Origin of the sequence: Actinacidiphila yanglinensis (assembly GCF_900107965.1) — a bacterium.
Taxonomy (GTDB): domain Bacteria; phylum Actinomycetota; class Actinomycetes; order Streptomycetales; family Streptomycetaceae; genus Actinacidiphila; species Actinacidiphila yanglinensis.
Genome location: NZ_FNVU01000002.1, coordinates 186,717 through 210,407, shown reverse-complemented (window position 1 = coordinate 210,407; position 23,691 = coordinate 186,717). Strand labels below are relative to the sequence as shown.

Below are 23,691 nucleotides of genomic sequence, written 5' to 3'. Positions count from 1 at the left end.
GCCGTAGGCCGACGCCCGGCCCGGTCCCATGCCGGCAGCAGCTACGTCAGCAGGCGCTGCGCCAGCGCCCCGCAGGGGAGGAGGTCGACCTCGGCGCCGGCGTCGCGCAGGTCGGTGAGGACGAGCTCGTCGTACATGAGCAGCCCGGTCTGCTCGGGCCAGACGATCGCCCACAGCCAGAGCCCGCGGGCCTCGCCGGCGAAGACCACGCGGTCCTCGGGCGCGCCGTTGACATGCCACAGCGGGGTGGGGCGGCCGGCCGCGAGGACCTTCGCGTGCGGCGGCTTGTTCACACACATGTTCGGCCCGGGATCGGGCCCGTCGATGCCGGCGAAGCGCGCCCCGAGCCCGACGCCGAGCTCCTCGGCGACGAGCATCAGCTCGCCGGGACCGCCCAGCGGTCCGGGTCCGGAGCAGGAGACGGCGGTGGCGCGGCCGCCGCTGCGGTCGTCACCGGCGGCAGCCACCCCGGAGAACAGCCAGCCCACGGGCAGCGGCCAGGGCATCCAGACGGGCACCTGGGAGCGGTTCACGACGACGCCGAGGGCTTCGACACTGGGGGGCACCACAGGCTGGAGCGGGTACACGGTCCCGTGCACGTCGCACTGCCATGAATCGGCGAAGAGGCCGGGCGCACGGACCCTGCCACCGCACTTCGGGCAACTGGGTTCGCCCCTCATAAATCCCCACGGTCCTCCCCACCTCTCCCCGCGTCAAGGACGATCACCCGTCTGGGCCCATCCCGCCCCCAGGCCGGGGATAGATGTAGTTTGCATTAGTTGCTTGTGCCGGACCGCCGCTCGGCGCGGTGCTCGGCGACCTGAAGTGGCGCTGTCCGTTCTTCGGTACGGCCGCGCTGATGGCCATCGGGTTCCTGGCGATCTCGCTGTTCATCGAGAAGCAGCCGAAGCCCGCCCGCCGTACCTCGCTCGCCGAGCCCCTCAAGGCGCTCGGCCACCGCGGGCTCGCCTCGGCCGCGGCCTCCGCGTTCTTCTCCAACGACGGTTCTTCACGGTGCCGGCGTTCACGCCGTTCGTGCCGGACATGTCGCCCTACCGCTCCGGAGCGGTCTTCTTCGCCTGGGGCCTGCTGCTGGCGGTCTTCTCCCAACCACCCACCGGCAGGTGGTCCCTCAACCGGCGGACGCGGCCCCTCTAGGGGGTCAGGGGCGCCGCGCTCCGCAGGGGATCGCGCAGATCCGTCTCCTGGGCCAGCCAGCGGTCCTGGAGCGCGGCGGCACCGTGGACGCGCTTCCAGGCGGCCTCCGCGGGGGTCATCGGGAGCAGGGGGAGGAAGCGGACCGGGTCGAGAGGCTCCGGGAGCGGGAGGTCCGGGACGAGTCCGCCCGGTTCGGCGACGAGCACCGCGCTGAACGGGGCGCCGGGCCAGAGCGGCTCGGTGGTGTCCAGGGAGCCGCCGGGCGCGATGACCAGGCCCTCCACCTGCGGCGAGGCGGCGAGTACCGCCAGCGGGCGCAGCACCTTGTCGGTGTCGGCCCGCCCGGTCCTGACGGTGAGCAGCAGCTCGCCGCGGGGGCCGCGCAACGGGTCGGCGACGGTGCCGAGCGGGTCGGCCATCGGCTGTGCGGACATCCCGAGCGTGGCGTAACGCACCAGGTCACCGGCGGTGTAGCGGAGCACCTCGATCCGGTCGGTGCCGACGAAGGTGATCGCGGCGCGGGCGTCCGGCTCGCCGAAGGATTCGGACAGTCGCGCCTCGACGAGCGCCAGGACATCAGCCATACGGCGAGCATAGAACGCGTACAGAACCCGTAAGGCGGCACCGGAAGGGTGCCGGGGCTTGCTAAAGTGGAGCGTTCACTCGCGCACCAAGGACATCCCTCAGCGGGGATCGACCGGAGGAGGTGGGGACTGACATGGATCCGAGTCGACCGTGCAGTACCGGCAGCTCTTCCGTATGCCATCGCGCGCACTGAATTCCCCGTCATACCCGCACGTCTCGCGTTCTCTACCCGGCTGACCGGGTCCGAAACGCGCCACCTGCACGGTGGGGACACCTCCCGGCCCAGCGCCGGGGGAGGTGCCGGCTCCGGAGCCCGTCCGCAGCGGAAGAGCGCCCTGAACTGCCTGCGATCACCACGCCCTGATCAGCATTTCAGTGCGGCGCCATGCCGTCGGCCAGTCCGTGAAGGAGCTTGCCATGTCGATGATCCGAGACCTGCGCGCAGTCGTACGTCCCGCCCTGCGGCCCACCCTCCGCCGGCCTCCCACGTACGACTACGGGCCCACTCACGAACCGCGCACCACCAGCGCGATCGTGGACTGCGCGGTCTACCGGGACGGCGTGCGCTGCAGCGACACCACGGACCCGCGCGAGGCGCTGGAGCTGGTGCGGGCCGGCCGGCCCGGCACCCAGTGCGACGGCAGCGACGGCTTCGTGTGGATCGGGCTGCACGAGCCCACCGAGCAGGAGTTCGCCGGTATCGCCGAGGCGTTCGACCTGCACCCGCTGGCGGTCGAGGACGCCGTCCACGCCCACCAGCGGCCGAAGCTGGAGCGCTACGACAACTCGCTGTTCGCGGTCTTCAAGACCATCCGCTATGTCGAGCACGCCGAACTCACCTCCACCAGCGAGGTGGTGGAGAGCGGCGAGGTGATGGTCTTCACTGGCCGGTACTTCGTGATCACCGTCCGGCACGGCGGGCACGGCTCGCTGCGCGCGCTCCGGCACCGGCTGGAGGACGACCCGGAGCTGCTGGCCAAGGGCCCCTCTGCGGTGCTGCACGCCATCGCCGACCAGGTCGTCGACGACTACCTCGCGGTCTCCGAGGCGGTGCAGGACGACATCGACGAGGTCGAGATCGACGTCTTCTCCGCCGACAACGGGAAGACCTCGCGCGGCGGTGACGCCGGGCGGATCTACCAGCTCAAGCGCGAGGTGCTCGAGTTCAAGCGCGCGGTGTCCCCGTTGCTGCGGCCCATGCAGCTGCTCGGCGAGCGGCCGATGCGGCTGATCGACCCGGAGATCCAGAAGTACTTCCGCGACGTGGCCGACCATGTCGCGCGGGTGCACGAGCAGGTCACCGGGTTCGACGACCTCCTCAACTCGATCCTCCAGGCCAACCTCGCCCAGGCGACCGTGGTGCAGAACGAGGACATGCGCAAGATCACCGCCTGGGCGGCGATCCTGGCGGTGCCCACGATGATCACCGGCGTGTACGGCATGAACTTCACGCACATGCCCGAACTCCACTGGAAGTACGGGTATCCCATGGTGCTCGTGGCGATCCTGGCGATCTGCTACGCGATTCATCGCGGGTTCCGCCGCAACGGGTGGTTGTGATGTCGGGGGCCCGGACCCGCCCCGGTGCCCCGTCCCGCCGCTGAGGGACCACCTGCCGGTGGCCGGTTGCTCGCGCGGTTCCTCCCCCAGCCCGGCGGCTGGGTGGGGGTACCCCCGGCGAAGCCAGGGGGAGTGCCGCAGCGCGCCTGGGTATCTGCGGGTCTTTCGTGAAAAGAGGGCCGGCCGGGTCGGGGCAGGACGGAAGGTCATCCCTCGCGGGACCGTACGCTTGTGCGGTGAGCATTCCGGAAAGCACCGCTGTCGAACCGCGCAGGGCAGCCCCGAGCGCAGGTGCGGGAGCGGGCGTTCCCGACAGCGGGCGGGGCCTGGACCTCACGCTGCTGGCGGTGGCCGTCTCCGGGGTGTCCCTGTCGGCGCCGCTGATCGCGTCGACCGCCGCCCCCGCGCTGGCCATCGCCTTCTGGCGCAACGCGATGGCCGTGGGCGTGCTGAGTCCGGTCGCGCTGTGGCGGCACCGGGGGGAGCTGCGGCGGATGGGCCGGCGGGCGCTGGGCCTGTCGGTGCTCGCCGGGCTGGTGCTCGCGCTGCACTTCGGCCTGTGGCTGCCGAGCCTGAACATGACGTCCGTGGCCACGTCCACCGCCCTGTGCACGACCACGCCGATCTGGACCACGCTGATCCTGCGGGCCCGCGGCCACCACCCGCCCCGGCTGGTGTGGGCGGGTACCGCCCTCGCGGTGGTCGGCGCGGTCATCCTCACCGGGATCGACCTGTCGACGGACACCCGGGCACTGGTGGGCGACTCGATGGCGCTCGGCGCCGGCCTGGCCGCCGCCGTCTACATGCTGCTCGGCGCGGAGGTCCGGCGTACCGCGACCACCACGGCGTACACCTTCGTCTGCTACGCGACGACCGCGGCAGCCCTGCTCTGCGCGTGCCTGGTCTCCGGGTCCGCGCTGGCCGGCTACGACGGACGGACGTGGCTGAAGATCGCCGCGCTGACGGTGGCCGCCCAGTTGCTGGGGCACTCCCTGCTCAACCGGGTGGTGCGCGGTCTGGGGCCGTCCACCACGTCGACCGCGATCCTGCTGGAGACGCCGGGCGCCGCGCTGATCGCCGGGCTGTGGCTGGGGCAGACCCCGCCCGCGGCCGCGTATCCCGCGCTCGCGGTGATCCTCGGTGGCCTGGCCCTGGTCATCCTCTCCGACCGCCGCCGCTAGCCTGGGCACATGCCGACGCCCTCCACGCCGCCCGCCTCCCCCGCGCCCGCGCCTTCCGCCGCCGCCGAGTTGTCGGCGCTGGTGGAGGAGGCCACGAAGAAGTCGGGGCTGGTCTGGGTCAACGGACAGGCCGTCTGGCACCTGTGGCTCGACGGCGGCCTGCACCTCGTCTGCGGTCCTGGCGAGCAGCCGGTGCCGGGTCTGACGGACGGCGGCACGGCGACCGTGACCGTCCGCAGCAAGGACAAGGGCGGGCGGCTGGTCACCTGGACCGCGCGGGTCGAGGTGCTGGCGCCGCACGGCGAGCCCTGGGAGGCCGCCGTCGGGGAGCTCAAGGGCAAGCGGCTCAACGCGGTCGACGCGGAGGCGGTGCCGTCGCGCTGGGCGGCCGACTGCCAGGTCTTCCGCCTCGCCCCGGCCGGGCCGGTACCGGAGCACCCGGGTGCGATGCCCGACGGCTCGGGCGCCGCGGCCCCCGTCCCCACCCCGGCGACCACCCGTCAGGCCGCGCCCGCCGGGCTGCCGAAGCTCCTCGCCCGCCGCCGTAGGACCTGAGCGCCAGGACCTGACCGCGCGCCCGCCAAGGGTGACGTCCTACTTCCCGACCGTCTTCCCGTAGTCCAGCACCTCGGACTTGGCCGGCGCGGCGAGCGAGAACTCCTCGCCCCAGTCCGAGAGGGTCAGGGTGCCGGCGTCACCCGCGCGCTGGTAGCGCAGGGGGTACGGCGAGCCCTTGAGGGAGACGTCCAGCGAGCCGCCCTTGCTGCCGTCGAGGGCGATGGTCCGGGTCGAGCCGACCTTGCGGTGGGCGCCGGTCCTGAGGGTGCCGTCGAGCACGAAGAGCTCGGCGAGCAGCGTCTTCTTGTTGGTGAACCCGGAGAACTGCTGGTACGACGGGTCGTCCGGCGGCACCTTGACGTACTTGCCGTTGAGCTTCGCGGCGGCGGCCTTGCTGTTCGCGTCGCTGCCGCCGTCACCGTAGAAGTCCGCGCCGGCCTTGAGGTACAGGTCGTCGCCGACGCGCAGCAGTTGGAAGGTGGCGCCCTTGCTGCTGACCTCGCCGACGCCGCCGTCCGCGCGCAGCCGCATGTCGAGGCGGTACGTCCGGCCGCCGCTGACCACGGTGCCGGCCAGCCGGACCGCGGCGGCGCCCGCCGCGGCGGACTTCGCCTTCTGCTCGATGGTCTGCGGGGGCAGCTTTCCGACGCCGTTGGTGCCCGCGTCGGGGTCGCCACCGAAGCCGAGGCAGCCGGTGAGCAGGCCGCTCGCGCCGAGAGCGGCCAGCGCGGCGACGACGGTCCTGCGGCCGTGGTGCACGGGTTCTCTTCCTCCAGGGACGGCGGCTGCGAGCGGTCCAGAAGCTACCGCAGGGTACCCCCGGGAACCATCCCGTGGGGCGGGCAAGATCGGCCCGGAGTAGCCTGGCCCCGTGCGCCGGGATGGACCGCGCGCACCGGAGCAGCCCACCGCGGACCGGCAGGAGGCCCCCAACATGCCGGCAGGCGCCCCCCGGGTCTTCGTCTCCCACCTGTCCGGCGTCGCCGTCTTCGACCCGAACGGCGACCAGGTCGGGCGGGTGCGCGACGTGGTCGTGATGCTGCGCGTCGGCGGACGCCCGCCGCGCGTGCTCGGGCTGGTGGTCGAGGTGGTCAGCCGGCGCCGGATCTTCCTGCCCATGACGCGGGTCACCGGTGTGGAGTCCGGCCAGGTGATCACCACCGGCGTGGTGAACATGCGGCGCTTCGAGCAGCGCCCCACCGAGACGCTGGTGCTGGGCGAGCTGCTGGACCGCAGGGTGCGGCTGGACACCGACGAGCCCGGCGCGGCCGAGGTGACCGTGCTGGACGTGTCCATGGCCCAACTGCCCGCCCGCAGGGACTGGGAGATCGACAAGGTCTTCGTCCGCCGCGGCAAGAGCGGGGCGCTGCGGCGCAAGGGCGAGACGCTGACCGTGGACTGGTCGACGGTCAGCGGCTTCTCGCTCGCCGAGGAGGGCCAGGGCGCGGAGAACCTGGTGGCGACCTTCGAGCAGCTGCGCCCGGCCGACCTGGCGAACGTGCTGCACCACCTGTCGCCCAAGCGGCGCGGCGAGGTCGCCGCCGCGCTGGACGACGACCGGCTCGCCGACGTCCTGGAGGAGCTGCCGGACGACGACCAGGTGGAGATCCTCAGCAAGCTCAAGGAGGAGCGCGCGGCCGACGTCCTGGAGGCGATGGACCCCGACGACGCCGCCGACCTGCTGGCCGAACTGCCCGACGACGAGCAGGAACGCCTCCTCACGCTGATGCAGCCCCAGGAGGCCGCGGGCGTACGGCGGCTGCTGTCCTACGAGGAGCACACCGCGGGCGGGCTGATGACGACCGAGCCGATCGTGCTGCGCCCCGACGCGACCGTCGCCGACGCGCTGGCCCGCATCCGCAACCCCGACCTGTCCCCCGCACTGGCCGCCCAGGTGTACGTGTGCCGGCCGCCGGACGACACCCCGACCGGGAAGTACCTGGGTCTGGTGCACTTCCAGCGGCTGCTGCGCGACCCGCCGTTCACGCAGCTCGGCGCGATCGTGGACACCGACCTCCAGCCGCTGGAGCCCGACACCGCGCTGCCGTCGGTGACCAGCTTCCTGGCGACGTACAACATGATCTCCGCGCCCGTGGTGGACGAGAGCGGTTCGCTGCTCGGCGCGGTGACCGTCGACGACGTGCTGGACCACCTGCTGCCCGACGACTGGCGGGAGACCACGCTGCTCGGCCCCGAGGGCGGCGGACCCGCGGACCCGCCGGCCGACCCGATCGCGGAGGCCGCGGATGACCGCTGACGAGCGGGAGCGGCCCCGCCACCCCTCCGGTGCCACCGCCACCGGCCGTCCGCGCAAGAACCGGCTGGACCAGCCGCTGACGCCGCGCCGCAGTCTCCTGCCGTCGTACGACCCGGAGGAGTTCGGCAAGCTCTCCGAGCGGGTGGCCCGCTTCCTCGGCACCGGGCGGTTCATCGTCTGGATGACGGCAGTGATCGTGGTCTGGGTGCTCTGGAACGTCTTCGCGCCCCGGCACCTGCAGTGGGACCACTACCCGTTCATCTTCCTGACCCTGATGCTGTCGCTCCAGGCGTCCTACGCGGCCCCGCTGATCCTGCTGGCGCAGAACCGGCAGGACGACCGGGACCGGGTCAACCTCGAACAGGACCGCAAGCAGAACGAGCGGAGCATCGCCGACACCGAGTACCTGACCCGCGAGGTCGCCGCGCTGCGGCTCGGCCTGGGCGAGGTCGCCACCCGCGACTGGATCCGCTCGGAGCTCCAGGACCTCGTGAAGGAGATCGAGGAGCGGCGGTACGACGGCGAGCAGCCGGACGAGCGGCACCGCGAACGCCACGGCGAGCGGCACCGCGACCGGCGCGCCCCGCGCAGTGACGAAGGCGACGGACGGGGCCGCTGAAGGGCCGCTCGGCGCCGCCGTATCCTCGTTCGTATGGCTACCGCTCTGCACGGTTCTACCCCGACCGGCACCCCCACCGACGACGCCGTACGCGCCGCGCTGGCGACCGTTGACGACCCGGAGATCCACAAGCCGATCACCGAACTCGGCATGGTGAAATCCGTCGACATCGCCGCCGACGGCAGCGTCGCCGTCACCGTGTACCTGACCGTCTCCGGCTGCCCGATGCGGGACGAGATCACCGGGCGGGTCACGGCCGCGGTGCAGGGCGTGGCCGGTGTGACGTCCGTGCGGGTCTCGCTGGACGTGATGAGCGACGCGCAGCGCCAGGAGCTGGCCGCCTCGCTGCGCGGCGGCCAGGCGGAGCGGGAGATCCCCTTCGCCCAGCCCGGCTCGCTGACCCGGGTCTACGCCGTCGCCTCCGGCAAGGGCGGCGTCGGCAAGTCCTCGGTGACGGTGAACCTCGCCGCCGCGATGGCCGCCGACGGGCTGAAGGTCGGCGTGGTCGACGCGGACATCTACGGGCACAGCGTGCCCCGGATGCTGGGCGCCGAGGGCCGGCCCACCCAGGTCGAGAACATGATCATGCCGCCGTCGGCGAACGGCGTGAAGGTCATCTCGATCGGCATGTTCACCCCCGGCAACGCGCCGGTGGTCTGGCGCGGGCCGATGCTGCACCGCGCGCTCCAGCAGTTCCTCGCGGACGTCTACTGGGGCGACCTCGACATCCTGCTGCTCGACCTGCCGCCCGGCACCGGCGACATCGCGATCTCCGTGGCCCAGCTCGTGCCGAACGCGGAGATCCTCGTGGTGACCACCCCTCAGCAGGCGGCGGCGGAGGTCGCCGAGCGCGCCGGGTCGATCGCCGTGCAGACCCACCAGAAGATCGTCGGCGTGGTGGAGAACATGGCGGGCATGCCGTGCCCGCACTGCGACGAGATCGTCGAGGTGTTCGGCACCGGCGGCGGCGACCGGGTCGCCGAGGGGCTGTCCCGCACCACCGGCACGACGGTCCCGGTGCTCGGCCGCATCCCGATCGACGTGCGACTGCGGGAGGGTGGCGACGACGGGAATCCGGTGGTCCTCAGCGCTCCCGAGTCCCCCGCGGGTGCGGCGTTGCGCGGGATTGCCGCGCAGCTCACCACCCGCTCCCGCGGCCTCGCGGGCATGTCCCTCGGCATCACCCCCCGCAACAAGTTCTAGCCGACCCCCCGGACTGCCCCGTCCTGCCAGCGACGGGACCTCGCGATCCGCGGTGGCTTGTGGGGGTACCTCCCAGGCGGAGCTCTGGGGGAGCGCCCCCACGCGCCCCTGGTATGTGCGGGTCCCTCCGCGAAAAGAGGGTCACCCACAGGGGGGCGCGGGGAACTGCGCGACAAGCCACAGCGGACCGCGAGGTCCCTCGACCGGCGGACAGGGGCACCCCGGAGGGTCCGCTCAGGCCTCGTACGAGGCAAGATCGGGGATGGCCGCCAGCGCCAGCCCGTACGCGGACATGTTGCGGCCGTACGCGCCCAGGTGGACCCCCGCGGCGGAGCCGGCCATCACCCAGCCGTACTCCGACTCGCGGTAGTGGAACGCGGTGGGTTCGCCGTCCACGGGGAGCGTGAGGGAGGACCATCCCGGCCCGTCCAGCTCGTCGGCGAGCTCCCACGCGGTGGAGGTCTGCTGGTCGAGCCAGTCCTGCCGCAGCGCGCGATCCATCCGGGTGGGCCAGGTCGCGGAGAGCAGCCCGGAACCGGCCAGCCAGGCCGCGGAGGAGACCGAGGTGGCCTCCATGACCCCGGTGCCGTCGGCGCTGCGCCGCAGCGGCCGGTGGGCGACGGTGACCACGACCGCGAACTTCTGCCCCTCCGGGTCGGCGGCCTCGGCCTTCAGCGACGGCTCGTCGCCGTGCCCGATCGCTCCGTGCTCGACGGTCCCGTCCGCGCTGGCGCCGAGCAGACCGAGCCACCGGGGCCCGGTGAATGCCTGGTCCAGTCCGTACCAGGGGAAGTCGGCCAACAGGTACCCGTCGACCGCCCCCTGCTGCGTGCCGGTCTTCGTCTCCATATGGGTCGCGCCTCCTCGATGACCGCCCTCCTGGGCGACATGTCATCTTGCCCGACCATGGGCGGGTTGGGGGCGCGAAACGGCGCGGGGTGATGCCGAACACACGGACAACGGTCATGCAATCGGGTGAAAAAGCTGATTTCGGTTGACGAGGTCCGGATCAGGTCGCGTCGGCGTCGAACGGCGGCGGGTCCTCCGGACCCTGCTTCTTCAGCCGGTCAGGAGTACCCGAGGAGTCGGCTTCACCCGACCCGGTGGAACCCGGGCTCTCCGAGGTCCCCGAGGAGGCCGACGCGACGGACGAGCCCTTGACGCCCGTCTTCGCCCCGTTGACCGCGTCGGTGATCTCGGCCATGTCCTTGTGCAGATCGGTGACCTCGGAGATGTCCTTGCGCAGGTCGAAGCTGTTGCGCAGCTCCTTCAGCTCGCCGAGGCCGTACTCGTCGTTCTCGCCGTTGATCAGGTTCTTGCGGATGAAGGTCTTCGGGTTGAGGTCCTCGAACTCGAAGTCCTTGAACTCCGGCCCCAGCTCGCGGCGGATGTCCTCCTTGGCGCTGTCCGAGAACTCCCGCACCTTCCGGATGAAGGCCATCGTGTCCTGGATGACCTTCGGCAGCTTGTCCGGGCCGAAGACGAGCACGGCAAGGACCACGAGCGCGACCAGCTCCAGCGGGCCTATGTCGAAGAACACCTTGCAGCTCCTTGTGACGTCCACGGCCGGCATGGGCAGGGACCGGCGCACTTTACGGTACCTGCCCGAACGAGCGATACGGGAGTGGCTGAGGCCAACACTATGCCGACGACCGGTAAAGGCTTACGCCGCCACCGGTCACGATCCGGCTGCTGACCACCGCTCAGTGCAGCACGAACGAGCGGTCCGAGGTGTCCTGGACCGGCACGATCAGCGGCACGGACGTCGCGGACGCGGCGACGATCGGGTCGCGCCGCTGCCGCCGGTCCTCGCTGTCCGCGCCCAGCACGCCGCGCGGAATGCTGCCGCGGGTGTCGGAGACCTGACCGGCGCTGAGCGGGCTGACCGCGGGGCCGTCGTCGGGCCGGGCGCCGCTGTCCATCGCCGCCTCCATCGGCAGCGCGCTGCCGATGGCGATCGCGGCCATCGAGAAGGCGCCGGCCGCGGCGAACGCGAACCGCCGGCCGCGCGAGGTGCTGTCGTGTATCCGGAAGCCGCGGCCGCGGCCGTCACCGGACGGCACCAGGTCGGCGGCCGGGCCGAGGAAGGAGAACTCCTCGCGCCGCGCGGCGCCGCCTGATCGCGCCGGGTGGGACCGGTCCGGACCGGATCGGCCGGGGTCGGACAGCACGGAGTCCGGCAGCGTCGGCCGCGAGCCGAAGAAGCCGCCGTCGAACGGGCCGCGCCGGTGGCCGATGTGACCGAGCCCGCCGGTGACACCGGCGTCGCCGGCCTCGTCGGCGGACAGGCCGCTGGGGCGGCCGGGGCCGCCGGGGCCGTCCTGGCCGTCCATGGCCGGCAGTCCCTGAAGGCGCGCCAGCAGGCCGGCCGAGATGGCCGGCAGCTCGGAGCCGGCGACCACGCTCTTCAGCCGGCGCTGCTCGGTGGCGGCCGCCTTGCACTGCGTACAGGTCGCGAGATGGGCCAGTACCCGGTCCCGGCTGTCATCCGTCAGCTCGCCGTCGACGAAGGCGGCGAGTCGGTCACCGAGGTGCTGCTCGGCAGGTGCAGGACGTGGGGGACGGTACTGCTCGCCTGAACCGCTGCTGCTCACGCTCTCCCGCCCTCCAGGGGTTTGGGTGCGGTGGCAGCGAGCGCGGGCGCCGGGCGCGCTCCGGGCGCCCGGTGCTCCAGAGCCTTGCGGAGGTGCGAGCGGCCGCGGTGGATGCGGCTTCGCACGGTGCCGAGTTTCACCCCGAGGGTCGCGGCGATCTCCTCGTACGACAATCCCTCGATGTCGCAGAGCACCACGGCGGCACGGAACTCCGGGGCGAGGGTGTCCAGCGCCTGCTGGACGTCCGCGTCGAAGTGGGTGTCGCTGAAGTGCTGCGCGGGGGACGGCTCGCGGCTGGGCAGCCGCTCCGCCGCGTCGTCGCCGAGGGCGTCGAAGCGGATCCGCTGCCGGCGCCGCACCATGTCCAGGAACAGGTTCGTGGTGATGCGGTGCAGCCAGCCCTCGAAGGTGCCGGGCGTGTAGGTGGACAGGGAGCGGAAGACCCGCACGAAGACCTCCTGGGTGAGGTCTTCCGCGTCGTGCTGGTTGCCGGTCAGGCGGTAGGCCAGCCGGTACACCCGGGCACTGTGCGTGCTGACGATCTCCTCCCAGGAAGGAGGCGTCCACGTCTGAGCGTCTCCGTCGGTGGCGAACGTCGCGGTCGCGGTCGCGGAGTCAGTCCTCTGTGAACTGTCATCAGCTGTGTTGGTCACGGATTTGGGCTGTCCGGCGGACCTTCGGAAGCGGTCGAGCATTCCTCGGTCACCGGCCGCAGCCGCACCTCCCCTGTCGGCTCTGGTGGTCTCCAGTAGAGCCCCTACCATATCCACCTCGCCCGTTAGCTCCGGATAAGTGCGCTGTTGCCAAAGCGGAGAGGGGGCTGCTGCTCCGTCCCCGCCGGGTGCTCTTGCCACCCGTGTGCACTGACACCTCACTAACGCCCGGTCCCATCAGCAGGTTCCCGGTGGCAGCGGATACAGTCGCCCGGGCGGCGCAATAGCAAGGGGAACACCAAGACAAGGGGAGCGGCCATTACCGGCAACCGGCAGGCGAGCTGGGCGTTCGCGGACGCGTTCGTCGCCGAGGACGACGCCCTGATACGCGCGCGTGCCCGCTCGCGTACCGCCGGCCTGCGCGCGGTCTCCCCCGGCACCGGCGCCGCGCTGCGCCTGCTCACCGGCGCGTGCGACGCCAAGTCCGTGGTCGAGATCGGCACCGGCGCCGGTGTCTCCGGCATCCACCTGCTGCGCGGGATGCGGCCCGACGGGGTGCTGACCACCGTGGACTCCGAACCCGACCGCCAGCAGCTGGCCCGCCAGGCGTACCGCGAGGCGGGGATCGCCGCCAACCGGTCCCGCTTCATCTGCGGCCGGGCGCTGGACGTCCTGCCCCGCCTCACCGACGGCGGATACGACCTGGTCTTCTGCGACGCCGACCGGCTGGAGTGCCTGGACTACCTGGACGAGTCGCTGCGGCTGCTGCGTCCCGGCGGCGTGCTGTGCTTCGAGGGCGCCTTCGCCCAGGGCCGCGCGCTGGACGCCGCGCACCAGGACGCCGAGTCACTGCACCTGCGCGAGCTGATGCGCGCCGTCCGGGACAGCCCGCGGCTCGCCCCGGTGCTGCTGCCGACCGACGACGGCCTGCTCTGCGCCGTCCGCCGCGCCTGACGCGGGGGAAAAGACGCGGCCACATACGTCCAAGGACGTACGTGGCCGCGACGATTCTGGATCGCTGGTCTCAGACGATGGCCTTCTTCAGCGCGTCGCCCAGGGCGTCCGCCTCGTCCGGGGTCAGCTCAACCACAAGCCGCCCGCCACCCTCCAGCGGAACGCGCATGATGATGCTCCGCCCCTCCTTGGTCACCTCGAGCGGGCCGTCACCCGTCCGCGGCTTCATGGCCGCCATGCTCGTTCCCCTTCCTGAAACCAGCTCGGTCTCGAACACATTGGTTCTCGGCCATTATCCCGCATCAGCGGACCCGATGACCAATAGCCGTAGCACTCCGTTGTACATTCCCGAGTCCCAAACCCGGTTATTTCGCCGGACCGGGCGGCTTCGGGGCCCCGAGTGGTTTGATGTACGTCACATGTCGGGGGCTCCTCGGGTCCGGCATCCTGGCCAGGACACTTGCCGCGACGAAGGGGTTCTGGCATGGGCGAGAGCGTGCTGTACGAGGTCGAGGACGGCTTGGCGACGGTCACTCTGAACCGTCCCGAGGCAATGAACGCGCTCGACACGAATACCAAGGACACGCTCCGCGAGGCGCTCCGCGCGGCGTCCTCCGACGCGGCGGTGCGCGCCGTGCTGCTCACCGCGCGCGGCCGGGCGTTCTGCGTGGGCCAGGACCTCAAGGAGCACGTCGGCATCCTGGAGGCGGGCGGCGGCATGACGACCGTCGCCGACCACTACAACCCGATCGCGACCGCCATCGCCACCATGCCGAAGCCGGTCGTGGTCGCGGTGAACGGCGTGGCGGCCGGGGCCGGCGCCGGGTTCGCCTTCGCCGCGGACTACCGGCTCGCCTCGGACACGGCGTCCTTCACCACGGCGTTCGCCGGCGTGGCCCTCTCGACGGACTCGGGCATGTCGTGGACCCTCCCCCGGCTGGTCGGGCAGGCGCGGGCCGCCGAACTCCTGCTCTTCCCGCGCCCGGTCCCCGCCCAGGAGGCGCTGTCGCTCGGCCTGGTGCACCGCGTGCTCCCGGCGGACGAGCTGGCGCAGGCCGCGGTCGCGGTGGCCCGGGAACTCGCCGACGGGCCGACGGTCGCGTACGCGGCGATCAAGGAGGCGCTGGCCTACGGGGCCTCGCACACCCTGGCGGAGACGCTGGAGCGCGAGGACGCCCTCCAGACCCGGGCCGGGGCCTCGGCGGACCACCGCGAGGCGGTCTCGGCGTTCGTCGCGAAGCGCAGGCCGCGGTTCGAGGGCCGCTGAGCCCTCCACCCGCCCCTGGGACCGGCCGGCACCGCGACCGCCCCCGAGACGCCGCCGGGGCCGGCGCGACGCCCGCCCCGGCCCGTCGCGGTCAGCGGGCGAAGCAGTCGGCCAGGTGGTCGTTGACCAGACCGCACGCCTGCATCAGGGCGTGCGCGGTGGTGGGGCCGACGAACCGGAAGCCGCGCTTCTTGAGGTCCTTGGACAGCGCGGTGGACTCGGGGGTGGTGGCGGCGACGTCGGCGAGCCTGCGCGGGGCGGGCCGGGTGGCGGGGTCGGGCGCGAAGGACCAGATCAGGGCGTCCAGCCCGCCGTCGTAGCTCTCGCGGACGGTCCGTGCGGCGCTCGCGTTGGCGATCGCCGCGTCCACCTTGGCGCGGTTGCGGATGATCCCCGGGTCGGCGAGCAGCCGGACCCGGTCCTCGTCGGTGAACGCGGCGACCTTGTCGATGTCGAACCGCGCGAAGGCGGCCCGGAAGGTCTCGCGGCGCCGCAGGATGGTGATCCAGGACAGCCCGGACTGGAACGCCTCGAGGCAGATCCGCTCGAAGAGGGCGTCGTCGCCGTGGACCGGCTTGCCCCACTCCTCGTCGTGGTAGGCGACGTAGTCCGGCGTGGACAGCCCCCAGGGGCAGCGCAGCCGGCCGTCCGGGCCGGGGACCGCGTCACTCACCGGCGTCCCCGGGGAAGTCGTTCGGGCCGGGCGCGGGACGGGCCGGGGCCTCGCCGTAGCCGCCGCCGGGAGTGCTGCCGTAGCCGTACCCGTAGCCGTAGCCGGGTCCGGGCGCGCCCGGGGGGACGGCCGGTACGCCGCCGCCCGGGCCGGGGGCCTCATAGCGCGGGGCGCCGGCGTGCGCACCGGCCAGGTGGGCCTCCAGGTCGGCGATGCGCGCGTCGCGCTCGGCCAGCTCCGCGCCGAGCCGTTCCAGCACCTCGTCCACGTCGAGCATGCGGTAGCCGCGCAGGCCCACCGGCAGCCGGACCGCGTCCACGTCGGCGCGGACCAGCGGCCGGTCGGGGGGCAGCCGGTCCTCGATCCGGTCGGGCGTGGAGTCCTTGAGCGCGCCGCCGTCGCCGAGCACGGCCAGTGCCACCGCGGCGACCACCGCGACGAGCGCGATGAGCATGAACCAGAACACGTCGATCTCCCGGGGGTACGGCCCAGGGACCTGCCGTCCGGATCGGCAGGTCCTCCATGTCAGGCACGATCGTGCCACGATCGCATGAGTCTGAGATGAGGAGTGACCGTGGGACTTCGGCTGGGCACCCGGGAATTCGGCGAACGGGAGCCGGTGATCATGGCGATCGTGAACCGGACGCCGGACTCGTTCTACGACCAGGGGGCCACCTTCAGCGACGAGCCGGCGCTCCAGCGGGTCGCCGAGGTGGTCGCCGAGGGCGCCGCGATCGTGGACATCGGCGGGGTGAAGGCGGGGCCCGGCGAGGAGGTGTCGGCGCAGGAGGAGATCCGGCGCACGGTCGGCTTCGTCGCCGAGGTGCGCCGCCGCCACCCCGATGTGGTGATCAGCGTGGACACCTGGCGGCACGAGGTCGCCGAGGCGGTGTGCGAGGCCGGCGCGGATCTCCTCAACGACGCGTGGGGCGGGGTCGACCCCGCAGTCGCGGAGGTGGCCGCGCGGTACGGCGTGGGGTTGGTGTGCACTCACGCGGGCGGGGCACGGCCGCGGACCCGGCCGCACCGGATCGGCTACGACGACGTGATGGCGGACATCCTGCGCGTCACGGTCGGGCTCGCCGAGCGGGCGGAGGCGCTTGGGGTACGGCGGGACGGCATCCTCATCGACCCCGGGCACGACTTCGGCAAGAACACCCGGCACTCGCTGGAGGCGACGCGGCGGCTGCCGGAGATGACGGCGACCGGGTGGCCGGTGCTGGTCTCCCTGTCCAACAAGGATTTCGTCGGCGAGACGCTGGACCGGCCGGTGAAGGAGAGGTTGATCGGGACGCTCGCGGCGACCGCGGTGTCTTCGTGGCTGGGGGCGCAGGTGTACCGCGTCCACGAGGTGCCGGAGACCCGGCAGGTCCTGGAGATGGTCTCCGCGATTGCCGGGTACCGGGCCCCCCGCGTCGCCCGTCGCGGCCTCGCGTAGCCCCCAGGGTGCCCCTGACCCCCCGGGCTGCCCCTGTCCGCGGTTGAGGGACCTTGCGGTCCGCTGTGGCTTGTCGCGCAGTTCCCCGCGCCCCTTGATAAGTGCGGCTCCCTCCGCGAAAAGAGGGTCACAAACCAGGGGCGCGGGGAACTGCGCGAGCAACCGGCCACCGGCAGGTGGTCCCTGAACCGGGCAGGACGCGGCACCGCGGGGGTCAGGGGCACCCCACTACGCGCTCTCCTTGGTGACCCTTTCCACCGCGTCGTCGACGTCGTCGGTGATGTGGAAGAGTTCGAGGTCGGCCGGGGATGCCTTCCCCTCGGCCACGAGGGTCTGGCGGACCCAGGAGACGAGGCCGCCCCAGTACTCGGAGCCGAAGAGCACGATCGGGAACCGGGTGACCTTCTTGGTCTGGACGAGGGTGAGCGCCTCGAAGAGCTCGTCGAGGGTGCCGAACCCGCCCGGGAGCACCACGAAACCGCGGGCGTACTTGACGAACATCGTCTTGCGGACGAAGAAGTAGCGGAAGTTGACGCCGATGTCGACGTAGGGGTTGAGCCCCTGCTCGAAGGGCAGCTCGATGCCGAGGCCGACGGACACCCCGCCGGCGGCGAGCGCGCCCTTGTTGGCCGCTTCCATGGCGCCGGGCCCGCCCCCGGTGATGACGGCGAAGCCGGCCTCCGCCAGCGCGCGGCCGATCCGCACGCCCGCGTCGTACTCGCGGGAGTCGACCGCGGTGCGCGCGGAGCCGAAGACGCTGACCGCGGGGCCGAGTTCCGCGAGCGCGCCGAAGCCCTCCACGAACTCGGACTGGATGCGCAGCACCCGCCACGGATCGCTGTGCACCCAGTCGGTGGCGCCGCGGCTGTCCAGCAGCCGCTGGTCCGTGGTGCCGGAGAGCACCTGGCCGCGCCGGCGGATCACCGGGCCGGTGTGCCGTTCGGGCCAGCCCCTGCCCTCCGGCCGGCTCTCGGCCGCGGCGTTGGCCGCGGCCGCCGCGTCCTGCCACTCGTCGGCGTTCTCACCCGCGCCGTCGGGGTCGGTTGCGTCTGATGTCATACCCGCAGCGTACGCACCGAGGAGCCACCGACGGCGGGAAGACGACGGGAAGACCACGTGAAGCGTTCGGCCCGGCGCCTCCCGGACGCCCCGGGCTACGCGGAGAGCCAGGCGCGGAGCTTGCGCTCGGCCTCGCGCACGGCGGCGACCCGGACGTTCTCCTCGCGGGTGTGGGCGAGGGTGGGGTCGCCGGGGCCGTAGTTCACCGCGGGCACGCCCAGCGCGGAGAAGCGGGCCACGTCCGTCCACGCCTCCTTCGCCGCGGGCGGGGTGCCGATCGCCGCCACGAACGCGGCGGCGGCCGGCTGGGACAGGCCGGGCAGCGCGCCCGGGGCGCTGTCGGTGAGCACCACCTCGAAGCCGTCGAAGACCTCGCGCACCCGCTCCAGCGCCTCCGCCTCGCTCTGGTCCGGGGAGAAGCGGTAGTTGACGGTGACCGCGCAGGAGTCCGGGATCACGTTCCCGGCGTGGCCGCCCTCGATCAGGACCGCGTTCAGGCCCTCCGGGTAGACCAGGCCGTCGATCTCGACCCGGCGCGGTGCGTACGCCGCCAGCCGGGCCAGGATCGGGGCGGCCTTGTGGATGGCGTTCTCGCCGAGCCAGCTGCGGGCGGAGTGGGCGCGGCGGCCGGTGGTCTGCACCCGTACCCGCAGCGTGCCCTGGCAACCGCCGTCCACCCGGCCGTCGGTGGGCTCCATGAGCACCGCGAAGTCCCCGGCCAGCCAGTCCGGGTGGTGCTCGGCGAGGCGCTTGAGCCCGTTGAACTCGGCGGCGATCTCCTCGGCGTCGTAGAACACGAAGGTCAGGTCGCGGTTGGGCGCGCGCAGCCCGGCGGCCAGTTTCAACTGCACCGCCACGCCCGCCTTCATGTCGGAGGTGCCGCAGCCCCACAGGACCCCCTCGGAATCGAGCCGGGACGGCAGGTTGTCGGCGACGGGCACCGTGTCGAGATGGCCGGCCAGCACCACCCGCTCCGCGCGGCCGAGTTCGGTGCGGGCCACCACGGCGTCGCCGTCGCGGTCCACCCTCAGGTGCGGGTGGGCGCGCAGCGCGGCCTCCACGAGGTCGGCCAGTTCCTTCTCCGCCCGGCTCTCCGACTCCACATCGACCAACTGGGCGGTCAGTGCGGCGACATCCTGTTCCAGGTCAAGCTCGATTCCCATCCCCGAAGGATAGGCGCGCGGGGGTCGGGGCGGCGGGTGACGGCCATCGGATTCGGTAGGGTTCGGGCGTGCCCGATTCGCCGTCCCCAGCGAGCGAGAAGAAGCGCGGCCGCGGCTGCGGGTTGCGCTTCGTCGCCGGTCTTGTCGTCCTGCTCGCGGTGGCGGGCTACGTGGCGTACCACTTCGTGAACAAGAACAATCCCGCGGCCGCGGGCTGCACCGTGGCCACCGACGGCGCGGGCCTGGACCTGGACCAGGACCAGGCCGCCGACGCGGCCACCATCGCGGCGGTGGCGATGTCGAGGGGCCTGCCCGAGCGGGCCCTGACGATAGCGCTGGCGACGTCGATGCAGGAGTCCCAGCTGGAGAACCTGAGCTCCGGCGACCGCGACTCGCTCGGCCTGTTCCAGCAGCGCCCCTCGCAGGGGTGGGGCACCGCGCAGCAGATCAAGGACCCGGTGTACGCGTCGAACTCGTTCTTCGACCGCCTGGTGAAGATCCAGGGCTACACCCGGCTGCCACTGACCGTCGCCGCACAGGACGTGCAGCACAGCGGCTACCCGCAGGCGTACGCGAAGCACGAGGCGGACGCGACGGCGCTGTCGGCCGCACTGACCGGTGACTACGGCGGCGCGCTGAGCTGCACCACCGGCGCGAACACCGCGTACAGCGCGGGCGGGCGGCTGGGCGACACCGCGCAGGTGACGGCGCGGCTGAAGCGGGAGTTCGGCAGCCAGGTGCACCCGCGGAACGACAGCGAGCCGCGCACCGTGGCGGTGCCGTCGGCGCCGGCCGCGGGCACCGTCGCGGGCGCGGGGAAGCGGCGCGGCTGGGAGCTGGCTCAGTGGGCGGTGGCGCACGCGCACGACCTGAAGGTGGAGCAGGTGAGCTTCGCCGACATGCGCTGGCAGGCCGCGAAGTCGGACAAAGGGTGGCAGAAGACCGATCAGGACCAGACCGGTACGAACGCGAAGGGCGGCTCCGCGGACGCGGACGGGCTCGTACGGATCACCGTCGCAAAGTAGCCCCGGGATTCACCCGGAAGTGCGCCTTTCGCTGCGATTCACTCGAACGGCCGCAACCTTGGCGGGAGTTGAGCGGTAGTCACGGCGACCAACGGGTCACGAATTCACCCGGACGCCAGGTTTCGACCGCGCGTCCCGCCGTAAGGAGCAACATGTCCCTCCCCCTCCCGCGCCGGATCGCCCAGGCCGCCCTACTGCTCGGCGCCGCCGCCGCTCCCCTGATCGGTGCGGGCGCCGCGCACGCCGCCACCACCCAGCCGCAGCTCAACGGCCTCGGCGGGCTGTCCAGCCTCGACACCGGCAGCCTCGGCAACGCCGACCTCGGGGGCACGGTCAACGGCGCGTCGCACCAGGCGACGACGCTCGCCGACCACTCCGGGACGCAGGCGCTCGACACCGCGCTCCCGGCCGCCGACCACGTGGTGGGCACCGCGGGCACCACCGGCGTGCCGATCGCGCAGCACGCCGCCGCGCAGGGGACCGACGCGGCCGGCCGGATCGCGGGGGCCACCGGCGAGTCCGCGGGCGGGGCCGTGCCGGGCGCCGAGTCCCTGCCGCTGGCGGCCCTCCCGAACACGGGCAACCTCCCCCTCGGCACCCCCCTGGCGACGGACCAGCTGCCCCTCCGCTAGAGCGTGTCTCGTTGATCTGCTCCTCGGTTGAACAGGTGTGTCGGTCCGGTGGGTGATCAGTGATGCGATGTGGGACCGGATCGAGCCGTTGATGCCGGCCGATCCGGTCCGTGGTCGGAGATGGGCCGACCATCGTCGAACTCTGGAGGCCATCGCGTGGAAGTACCGCACTGGCTCGCCCTGGCGGGATCTGCCGGACGGGCTGAGCTCATTCCAGAGGGCTCACAAGCGGCTGCTCAGGTGGGCCGTGGCCGGAACCTGGGAACGGATCCTTGCCGCGCTCTTGGCGGCGGCTGACGGTGCTGACGCCATCGATTGGACCGAGTCGGTGGACTCCACCGTCTGTCGGGCTCACCAGCACGCCGCCGGAGCCGCCGCGGGACAGGCGGGCGACGCGCCGGCCTTCGAGGCGGTCATGGCAGGCATCCGCGTTCCGCGAAGCGGGCCAGGACGACCGCGAACCCGGCCGGACGCCGTCCTGGCAGACCGCGCGTACTCGTCCCGTGCGATCCGTGAGCATCGCCGGCGGCGAGGTATCCGCGCCGTGATCCCGCAGCCCGCCGACCAAAACGGTCACCGACTGCGGCGAGGCCGCGCCGGTGGCCGCCCGCCCGGCTTCGACGCAGAGGCGTACAAGCAGCGCAACGCCGTTGAACGGTGCATCAATCGGCTCAAGCAGTGGCGTGGTCCGGCCCTGCGAACCGACCAGCTCGCCATCGCCTACCAGGCCGCACTGCGTCTCACTGCGATTCCCATGTGGACACGGCGCTGACCGAGGGCGAGAGCCTAGGACAGCGGCCGACCGCCAAGGCCGGTTCGCCTGACACCGCGGGGCGAGAACGTCATCGGTCCTGTCCAGCCCTGGCGGACGAGGGCGACCTGGGACGGCAGCGGCGACACCGGGTCGAGTGCCCTCCCTCGCGCCCAGTTCTCGAACAGCCCCTCGGTCGTCTCGACCGCGGACACCACCATGGTCACCTTCAGGTCCCCGTCGCTCCACGTGTTCCACAGAGCCCACCCCTCCGGCCTGGGGTCGACCCCGATCCGCGCGCACGCCTCCTCATATGCCTCCTCCACTCGGCCGGCATGGCCCCGGGCTTCAACACCGAGGCTCCGACGAGGCGGACAAGAGGCCGGTCCTCGTCCAGGCAACCGTCACCCTCGAAGTGGTAGTGGCGCAGAGCCCGAGCAAGCACGTTCACGCTGCGCTGGAGTGGTGTCGCCTCATCCGGGTCTGCCTGGAACGAGAGCCAGCCCTCGTTGGATGCCTCCACACTGACGCGGTTGGCAAGACGCTCGATCTCCCGGAGATAGTCCAGGTCACTGAGCTCGGGTGAGGTCATGGCCCGAAGTTTCGCACCATGCCGCCCACGCCGACACAGGTGATCGATCCGGCAGGCAGCACCCTGCGCACCACACTTCCAAGAGACAGGCTCCAGAGGCGGCGAGCCCCGCCGGACCGGGTCGGAGTCCGGGTCAGGCGAGCCGTGCCACCGCGGCCTCGACCCGCTCGTCCGTGGCGGTGAACGCGATACGGACGAACGACTGCCCGGTGGGCCCGTAGAACTCGCCGGGCGCGACGAGGATGCCGAGCTTGGAGAGGTCGCCGACCGTCTGCCAGCAGTCCTCGTCCCGGGTCGCCCACAGGTAGAGGCTGGCCTCGCTGTGCCGGATCCGGAACCCGGCGGACTCGAACGCGCCGCGCAGCGCGGCGCGGCGCCGGGCGTAGCGTGCTTTCTGGGCGACCGCGTGGTCGCGGTCGCCCAGGGCCGCGACCATCGCCGCCTGCACCGGCTGCGGCACGATCATCCCGGCGTGCTTGCGGACCGCGAGGAGTTCGGCGACGACCTCGGGGTCCCCGGCCAGGAACGCGCCCCGGTAGCCGGCGAAGTTGGACCGCTTGGACAGCGAGTGGACGGCGACCAGGCCCTCGTGGCTGTCGCCGCACACCTCGGGGTGCAGGACCGAGACCGGCTCGGTGCCCTCCCAGCCGAGTTCGATGTAGCACTCGTCGGAGACGACGAGGATGCCGTGCTCGCGGGCCCAGACCACGATCCGGCGCAGCTCGGCGGCGGACAGTACCCGGCCGGTCGGGTTGGACGGGCTGTTGAGCCAGAGCAGCTTGGTGCGGGCCGTGTCCAGGTCGGTGAGCGGGTCGTCGTAACCGACCGCCTCGGCCCGCGCGATGAGCGCGCCGATCTCGTAGGTCGGGTAGGCGAGCGCCGGGAAGCCGACGTGGTCGCCCTCGCGCAGGTCCAGCAGCGTGGGCAGCCAGCCGACGAGTTCCTTGGAACCGATCAGCGGCAGGATGTGCGCCGCCTGCGCCCCGCTCACGCCGTGCCAGTCGCGCAGGTAGCCCGCGGCCGCCTCGCGCAGGGCGGCGGTGCCGTAGGTCAGCGGGTAGCCGGGGCTGTCCGAGGCGGCGGTCAGGGCCTGCCGGATCGCGTCGGGGACCGGGTCCACCGGGGTGCCCACGGACAGGTCGACCACGCCGTCGGGGTGCGCGGCCGCCGTGGCCTTGTACGGCTCCAGGCGGTCCCAGGGGAAGACCGGGAGACGGGCGGAGATGCTCAACGTGCTCACTCTCGCTGGGTGGTTCGGGCGGGCGGCACAGACGCCGGGCCCCGTAGCGGCGGCGCGGGTGCGCTGCCGTACGGGGCCCGGCGGTGTCAGCCCTGGCGGGTTGTCACCGGGTCACTGGTTCTGCGGGGGCAGCTCTGCGATGAAGGGGTGGTCGCGCTCGATCAGGCCCAGCTTCGAGGCGCCGCCGGGCGAACCGAGCTCGTCGAAGAACTCGACGTTGGCCTTGTAGTAGTCCTTCCACTCCTCCGGGGTGTCGTCCTCGTAGAAGATCGCCTCCACCGGGCAGACCGGCTCACACGCGCCGCAGTCGACACACTCGTCCGGATGGATGTACAAGGACCGGGAGCCCTCGTAGATGCAGTCGACCGGGCACTCTTCGATGCACGCCTTGTCCTTGACGTCGACACAAGGCTGCGCGATGACGTAGGTCACGCTGTCGTTCCTCCTCGGTAGGGCTCATCTCGCGCGGGAGCGCGGCGTCGTCGATGCCCACACCTAGTATCTCCGTTCCGGGGCACGTTCCGAACAG

General features: G+C 72.4%; 27 protein-coding genes and 1 pseudogene. 13 read left to right on the top strand and 15 right to left on the bottom strand.

The window, feature by feature from the left end; genetic code table 11:
* Positions 1 to 41: 41 nt before the first annotated feature.
* Entirely contained in the window at positions 42 to 680 is a 639-nt protein-coding gene (locus tag C4U44_RS04895; RefSeq protein WP_103884362.1) for a DUF6758 family protein, read from the bottom strand.
* A gap of 98 nt (positions 681 to 778) precedes the next feature.
* Here C4U44_RS04895 and C4U44_RS04890 point away from each other — a divergent pair.
* Positions 779 to 1,107, top strand: a pseudogene (locus C4U44_RS04890) (MFS transporter); the annotation flags it as partial.
* 47 nt (positions 1,108 to 1,154) lie between these two features.
* Here C4U44_RS04890 and C4U44_RS04885 read toward each other — a convergent pair.
* Positions 1,155 to 1,742: a suppressor of fused domain protein gene (locus tag C4U44_RS04885; protein WP_103884361.1), complete on the bottom strand. Its 588-nt coding sequence runs from the start codon at positions 1,740 to 1,742 to the stop codon at positions 1,155 to 1,157.
* 418 nt (positions 1,743 to 2,160) lie between these two features.
* Here C4U44_RS04885 and C4U44_RS04880 point away from each other — a divergent pair, with 418 nt between their 5' ends.
* From C4U44_RS04880 to C4U44_RS04865, 3 genes are all read left to right on the top strand, one after another.
* Positions 2,161 to 3,303 carry a magnesium and cobalt transport protein CorA gene (locus C4U44_RS04880; RefSeq protein WP_103884360.1) on the top strand — a complete coding sequence of 381 codons (1,143 nt, stop codon included), beginning with the start codon at positions 2,161 to 2,163 and terminating at the stop codon, positions 3,301 to 3,303.
* A 236-nt stretch (positions 3,304 to 3,539) separates the two neighbouring features.
* Positions 3,540 to 4,484 (top strand): DMT family transporter, encoded by a 945-nt coding sequence (locus C4U44_RS04875; protein ID WP_407642780.1) that lies wholly within the window; start codon positions 3,540 to 3,542, stop codon positions 4,482 to 4,484.
* Between the two features lie 9 nt (positions 4,485 to 4,493).
* The gene (locus tag C4U44_RS04865) at positions 4,494 to 5,039 is read left to right on the top strand and encodes a hypothetical protein (RefSeq protein ID WP_235031809.1); all 546 of its coding nucleotides are present in this window, start codon (positions 4,494 to 4,496) and stop codon (positions 5,037 to 5,039) included.
* 39 nt (positions 5,040 to 5,078) lie between these two features.
* On the opposite strand, the gene C4U44_RS04860 is transcribed toward C4U44_RS04865, so the two are convergent.
* Positions 5,079 to 5,801: a hypothetical protein gene (locus C4U44_RS04860; RefSeq protein ID WP_103884358.1), complete on the bottom strand. Its 723-nt coding sequence runs from the start codon at positions 5,799 to 5,801 to the stop codon at positions 5,079 to 5,081.
* 175 nt (positions 5,802 to 5,976) lie between these two features.
* Between C4U44_RS04860 and C4U44_RS04855 the strand changes: the two genes are divergently transcribed.
* The 3 genes from C4U44_RS04855 to C4U44_RS04845 are packed head-to-tail and all read left to right on the top strand — an operon-like array spanning position 5,977 to position 9,121.
* The gene (locus C4U44_RS04855; protein WP_103884357.1) at positions 5,977 to 7,299 is read left to right on the top strand and encodes a magnesium transporter MgtE N-terminal domain-containing protein; all 1,323 of its coding nucleotides are present in this window, start codon (positions 5,977 to 5,979) and stop codon (positions 7,297 to 7,299) included.
* Positions 7,289 to 7,918, top strand: coding sequence for a DUF1003 domain-containing protein (locus C4U44_RS04850; RefSeq protein ID WP_103884356.1), 630 nt, complete (start codon positions 7,289 to 7,291; stop codon positions 7,916 to 7,918). Before C4U44_RS04855 ends, C4U44_RS04850 begins: the two co-directional genes overlap by 11 nt.
* Before the next feature lie 33 nt (positions 7,919 to 7,951).
* Complete coding sequence (locus tag C4U44_RS04845) at positions 7,952 to 9,121, top strand: Mrp/NBP35 family ATP-binding protein (RefSeq protein ID WP_103884355.1); 1,170 nt, start codon at positions 7,952 to 7,954, stop codon at positions 9,119 to 9,121.
* A 234-nt stretch (positions 9,122 to 9,355) separates the two neighbouring features.
* Here C4U44_RS04845 and C4U44_RS04840 read toward each other — a convergent pair whose 3' ends face one another.
* The 4 genes from C4U44_RS04840 to sigE form a co-directional block, all read right to left on the bottom strand.
* The gene (locus C4U44_RS04840; RefSeq protein ID WP_103884354.1) at positions 9,356 to 9,970 is read right to left on the bottom strand and encodes a hypothetical protein; all 615 of its coding nucleotides are present in this window, start codon (positions 9,968 to 9,970) and stop codon (positions 9,356 to 9,358) included.
* Positions 9,971 to 10,130: 160 nt separating this feature from the next.
* Positions 10,131 to 10,661, bottom strand: coding sequence for a sec-independent translocase (locus C4U44_RS04835; RefSeq protein ID WP_103884353.1), 531 nt, complete (start codon positions 10,659 to 10,661; stop codon positions 10,131 to 10,133).
* A 163-nt stretch (positions 10,662 to 10,824) separates the two neighbouring features.
* Complete coding sequence (locus C4U44_RS04830) at positions 10,825 to 11,715, bottom strand: anti-sigma factor family protein (RefSeq protein ID WP_103884352.1); 891 nt, start codon at positions 11,713 to 11,715, stop codon at positions 10,825 to 10,827.
* Positions 11,712 to 12,479, bottom strand: a complete 768-nt coding sequence (gene sigE, locus C4U44_RS04825; RefSeq protein ID WP_103884351.1) for an RNA polymerase sigma factor SigE — start codon at positions 12,477 to 12,479, stop codon at positions 11,712 to 11,714. The genes C4U44_RS04830 and sigE overlap by 4 nt, the downstream gene beginning before the upstream one ends.
* A gap of 207 nt (positions 12,480 to 12,686) precedes the next feature.
* Between sigE and C4U44_RS04820 the strand changes: the two genes are divergently transcribed.
* On the top strand, positions 12,687 to 13,322 hold the full coding sequence (locus tag C4U44_RS04820; protein WP_103884350.1) for an O-methyltransferase: 636 nt from the start codon (positions 12,687 to 12,689) through the stop codon (positions 13,320 to 13,322).
* Between the two features lie 70 nt (positions 13,323 to 13,392).
* Here C4U44_RS04820 and C4U44_RS04815 read toward each other — a convergent pair whose 3' ends face one another.
* On the bottom strand, positions 13,393 to 13,560 hold the full coding sequence (locus C4U44_RS04815; RefSeq protein WP_073493047.1) for a DUF3117 domain-containing protein: 168 nt from the start codon (positions 13,558 to 13,560) through the stop codon (positions 13,393 to 13,395).
* A gap of 246 nt (positions 13,561 to 13,806) precedes the next feature.
* Here C4U44_RS04815 and C4U44_RS04810 point away from each other — a divergent pair, with 246 nt between their 5' ends.
* The gene (locus C4U44_RS04810; protein ID WP_103884349.1) at positions 13,807 to 14,589 is read left to right on the top strand and encodes an enoyl-CoA hydratase-related protein; all 783 of its coding nucleotides are present in this window, start codon (positions 13,807 to 13,809) and stop codon (positions 14,587 to 14,589) included.
* A gap of 91 nt (positions 14,590 to 14,680) precedes the next feature.
* Here the strand turns inward: C4U44_RS04810 and C4U44_RS04805 are convergent, their stop codons facing one another.
* Together C4U44_RS04805 and C4U44_RS04800 are read right to left on the bottom strand one after the other, a co-directional pair.
* Positions 14,681 to 15,262 (bottom strand): DNA-3-methyladenine glycosylase I, encoded by a 582-nt coding sequence (locus tag C4U44_RS04805; RefSeq protein ID WP_103884348.1) that lies wholly within the window; start codon positions 15,260 to 15,262, stop codon positions 14,681 to 14,683.
* Positions 15,255 to 15,728, bottom strand: a complete 474-nt coding sequence (locus C4U44_RS04800) for a cell division protein DivIVA (RefSeq protein WP_103884347.1) — start codon at positions 15,726 to 15,728, stop codon at positions 15,255 to 15,257. Before C4U44_RS04800 ends, C4U44_RS04805 begins: the two co-directional genes overlap by 8 nt.
* A 159-nt stretch (positions 15,729 to 15,887) precedes the next feature.
* Between C4U44_RS04800 and folP the strand changes: the two genes are divergently transcribed.
* Positions 15,888 to 16,700, top strand: a complete 813-nt coding sequence (gene folP, locus C4U44_RS04795) for a dihydropteroate synthase (protein ID WP_103884747.1) — start codon at positions 15,888 to 15,890, stop codon at positions 16,698 to 16,700.
* A 228-nt stretch (positions 16,701 to 16,928) separates the two neighbouring features.
* Here the strand turns inward: folP and C4U44_RS04790 are convergent, their stop codons facing one another.
* A complete protein-coding gene (locus tag C4U44_RS04790) occupies positions 16,929 to 17,759 on the bottom strand; it encodes an LOG family protein (RefSeq protein WP_103884346.1) in 831 nt (276 codons plus the stop codon).
* 95 nt (positions 17,760 to 17,854) lie between these two features.
* Positions 17,855 to 18,922, bottom strand: coding sequence for a succinyl-diaminopimelate desuccinylase (dapE, locus tag C4U44_RS04785; RefSeq protein ID WP_103884345.1), 1,068 nt, complete (start codon positions 18,920 to 18,922; stop codon positions 17,855 to 17,857).
* 68 nt (positions 18,923 to 18,990) lie between these two features.
* On the opposite strand from dapE, the gene C4U44_RS04780 reads away from it, so the two are divergent.
* The 3 genes from C4U44_RS04780 to C4U44_RS04770 all read left to right on the top strand — a co-directional run bounded on the left by C4U44_RS04780 (position 18,991) and on the right by C4U44_RS04770 (position 21,351).
* Entirely contained in the window at positions 18,991 to 19,947 is a 957-nt protein-coding gene (locus tag C4U44_RS04780) for a heavy metal transporter (protein ID WP_103884344.1), read from the top strand.
* A 152-nt stretch (positions 19,948 to 20,099) separates the two neighbouring features.
* The gene (locus C4U44_RS04775) at positions 20,100 to 20,579 is read left to right on the top strand and encodes an ATP-binding protein (RefSeq protein ID WP_103884343.1); all 480 of its coding nucleotides are present in this window, start codon (positions 20,100 to 20,102) and stop codon (positions 20,577 to 20,579) included.
* A 37-nt stretch (positions 20,580 to 20,616) separates the two neighbouring features.
* Positions 20,617 to 21,351, top strand: coding sequence for a transposase (locus C4U44_RS04770; protein ID WP_200823141.1), 735 nt, complete (start codon positions 20,617 to 20,619; stop codon positions 21,349 to 21,351).
* A gap of 14 nt (positions 21,352 to 21,365) precedes the next feature.
* Here C4U44_RS04770 and C4U44_RS04765 read toward each other — a convergent pair whose 3' ends face one another.
* The 3 genes from C4U44_RS04765 to fdxA form a co-directional block, all read right to left on the bottom strand.
* Positions 21,366 to 21,656, bottom strand: coding sequence for a hypothetical protein (locus tag C4U44_RS04765; RefSeq protein WP_103884342.1), 291 nt, complete (start codon positions 21,654 to 21,656; stop codon positions 21,366 to 21,368).
* 399 nt (positions 21,657 to 22,055) lie between these two features.
* Positions 22,056 to 23,162, bottom strand: a complete 1,107-nt coding sequence (dapC, locus tag C4U44_RS04760; protein WP_322973554.1) for a succinyldiaminopimelate transaminase — start codon at positions 23,160 to 23,162, stop codon at positions 22,056 to 22,058.
* A gap of 111 nt (positions 23,163 to 23,273) precedes the next feature.
* Complete coding sequence (gene fdxA / locus C4U44_RS04755) at positions 23,274 to 23,594, bottom strand: ferredoxin (protein WP_033319951.1); 321 nt, start codon at positions 23,592 to 23,594, stop codon at positions 23,274 to 23,276.
* Between the last annotated feature and the right edge of the window lie 97 nt (positions 23,595 to 23,691).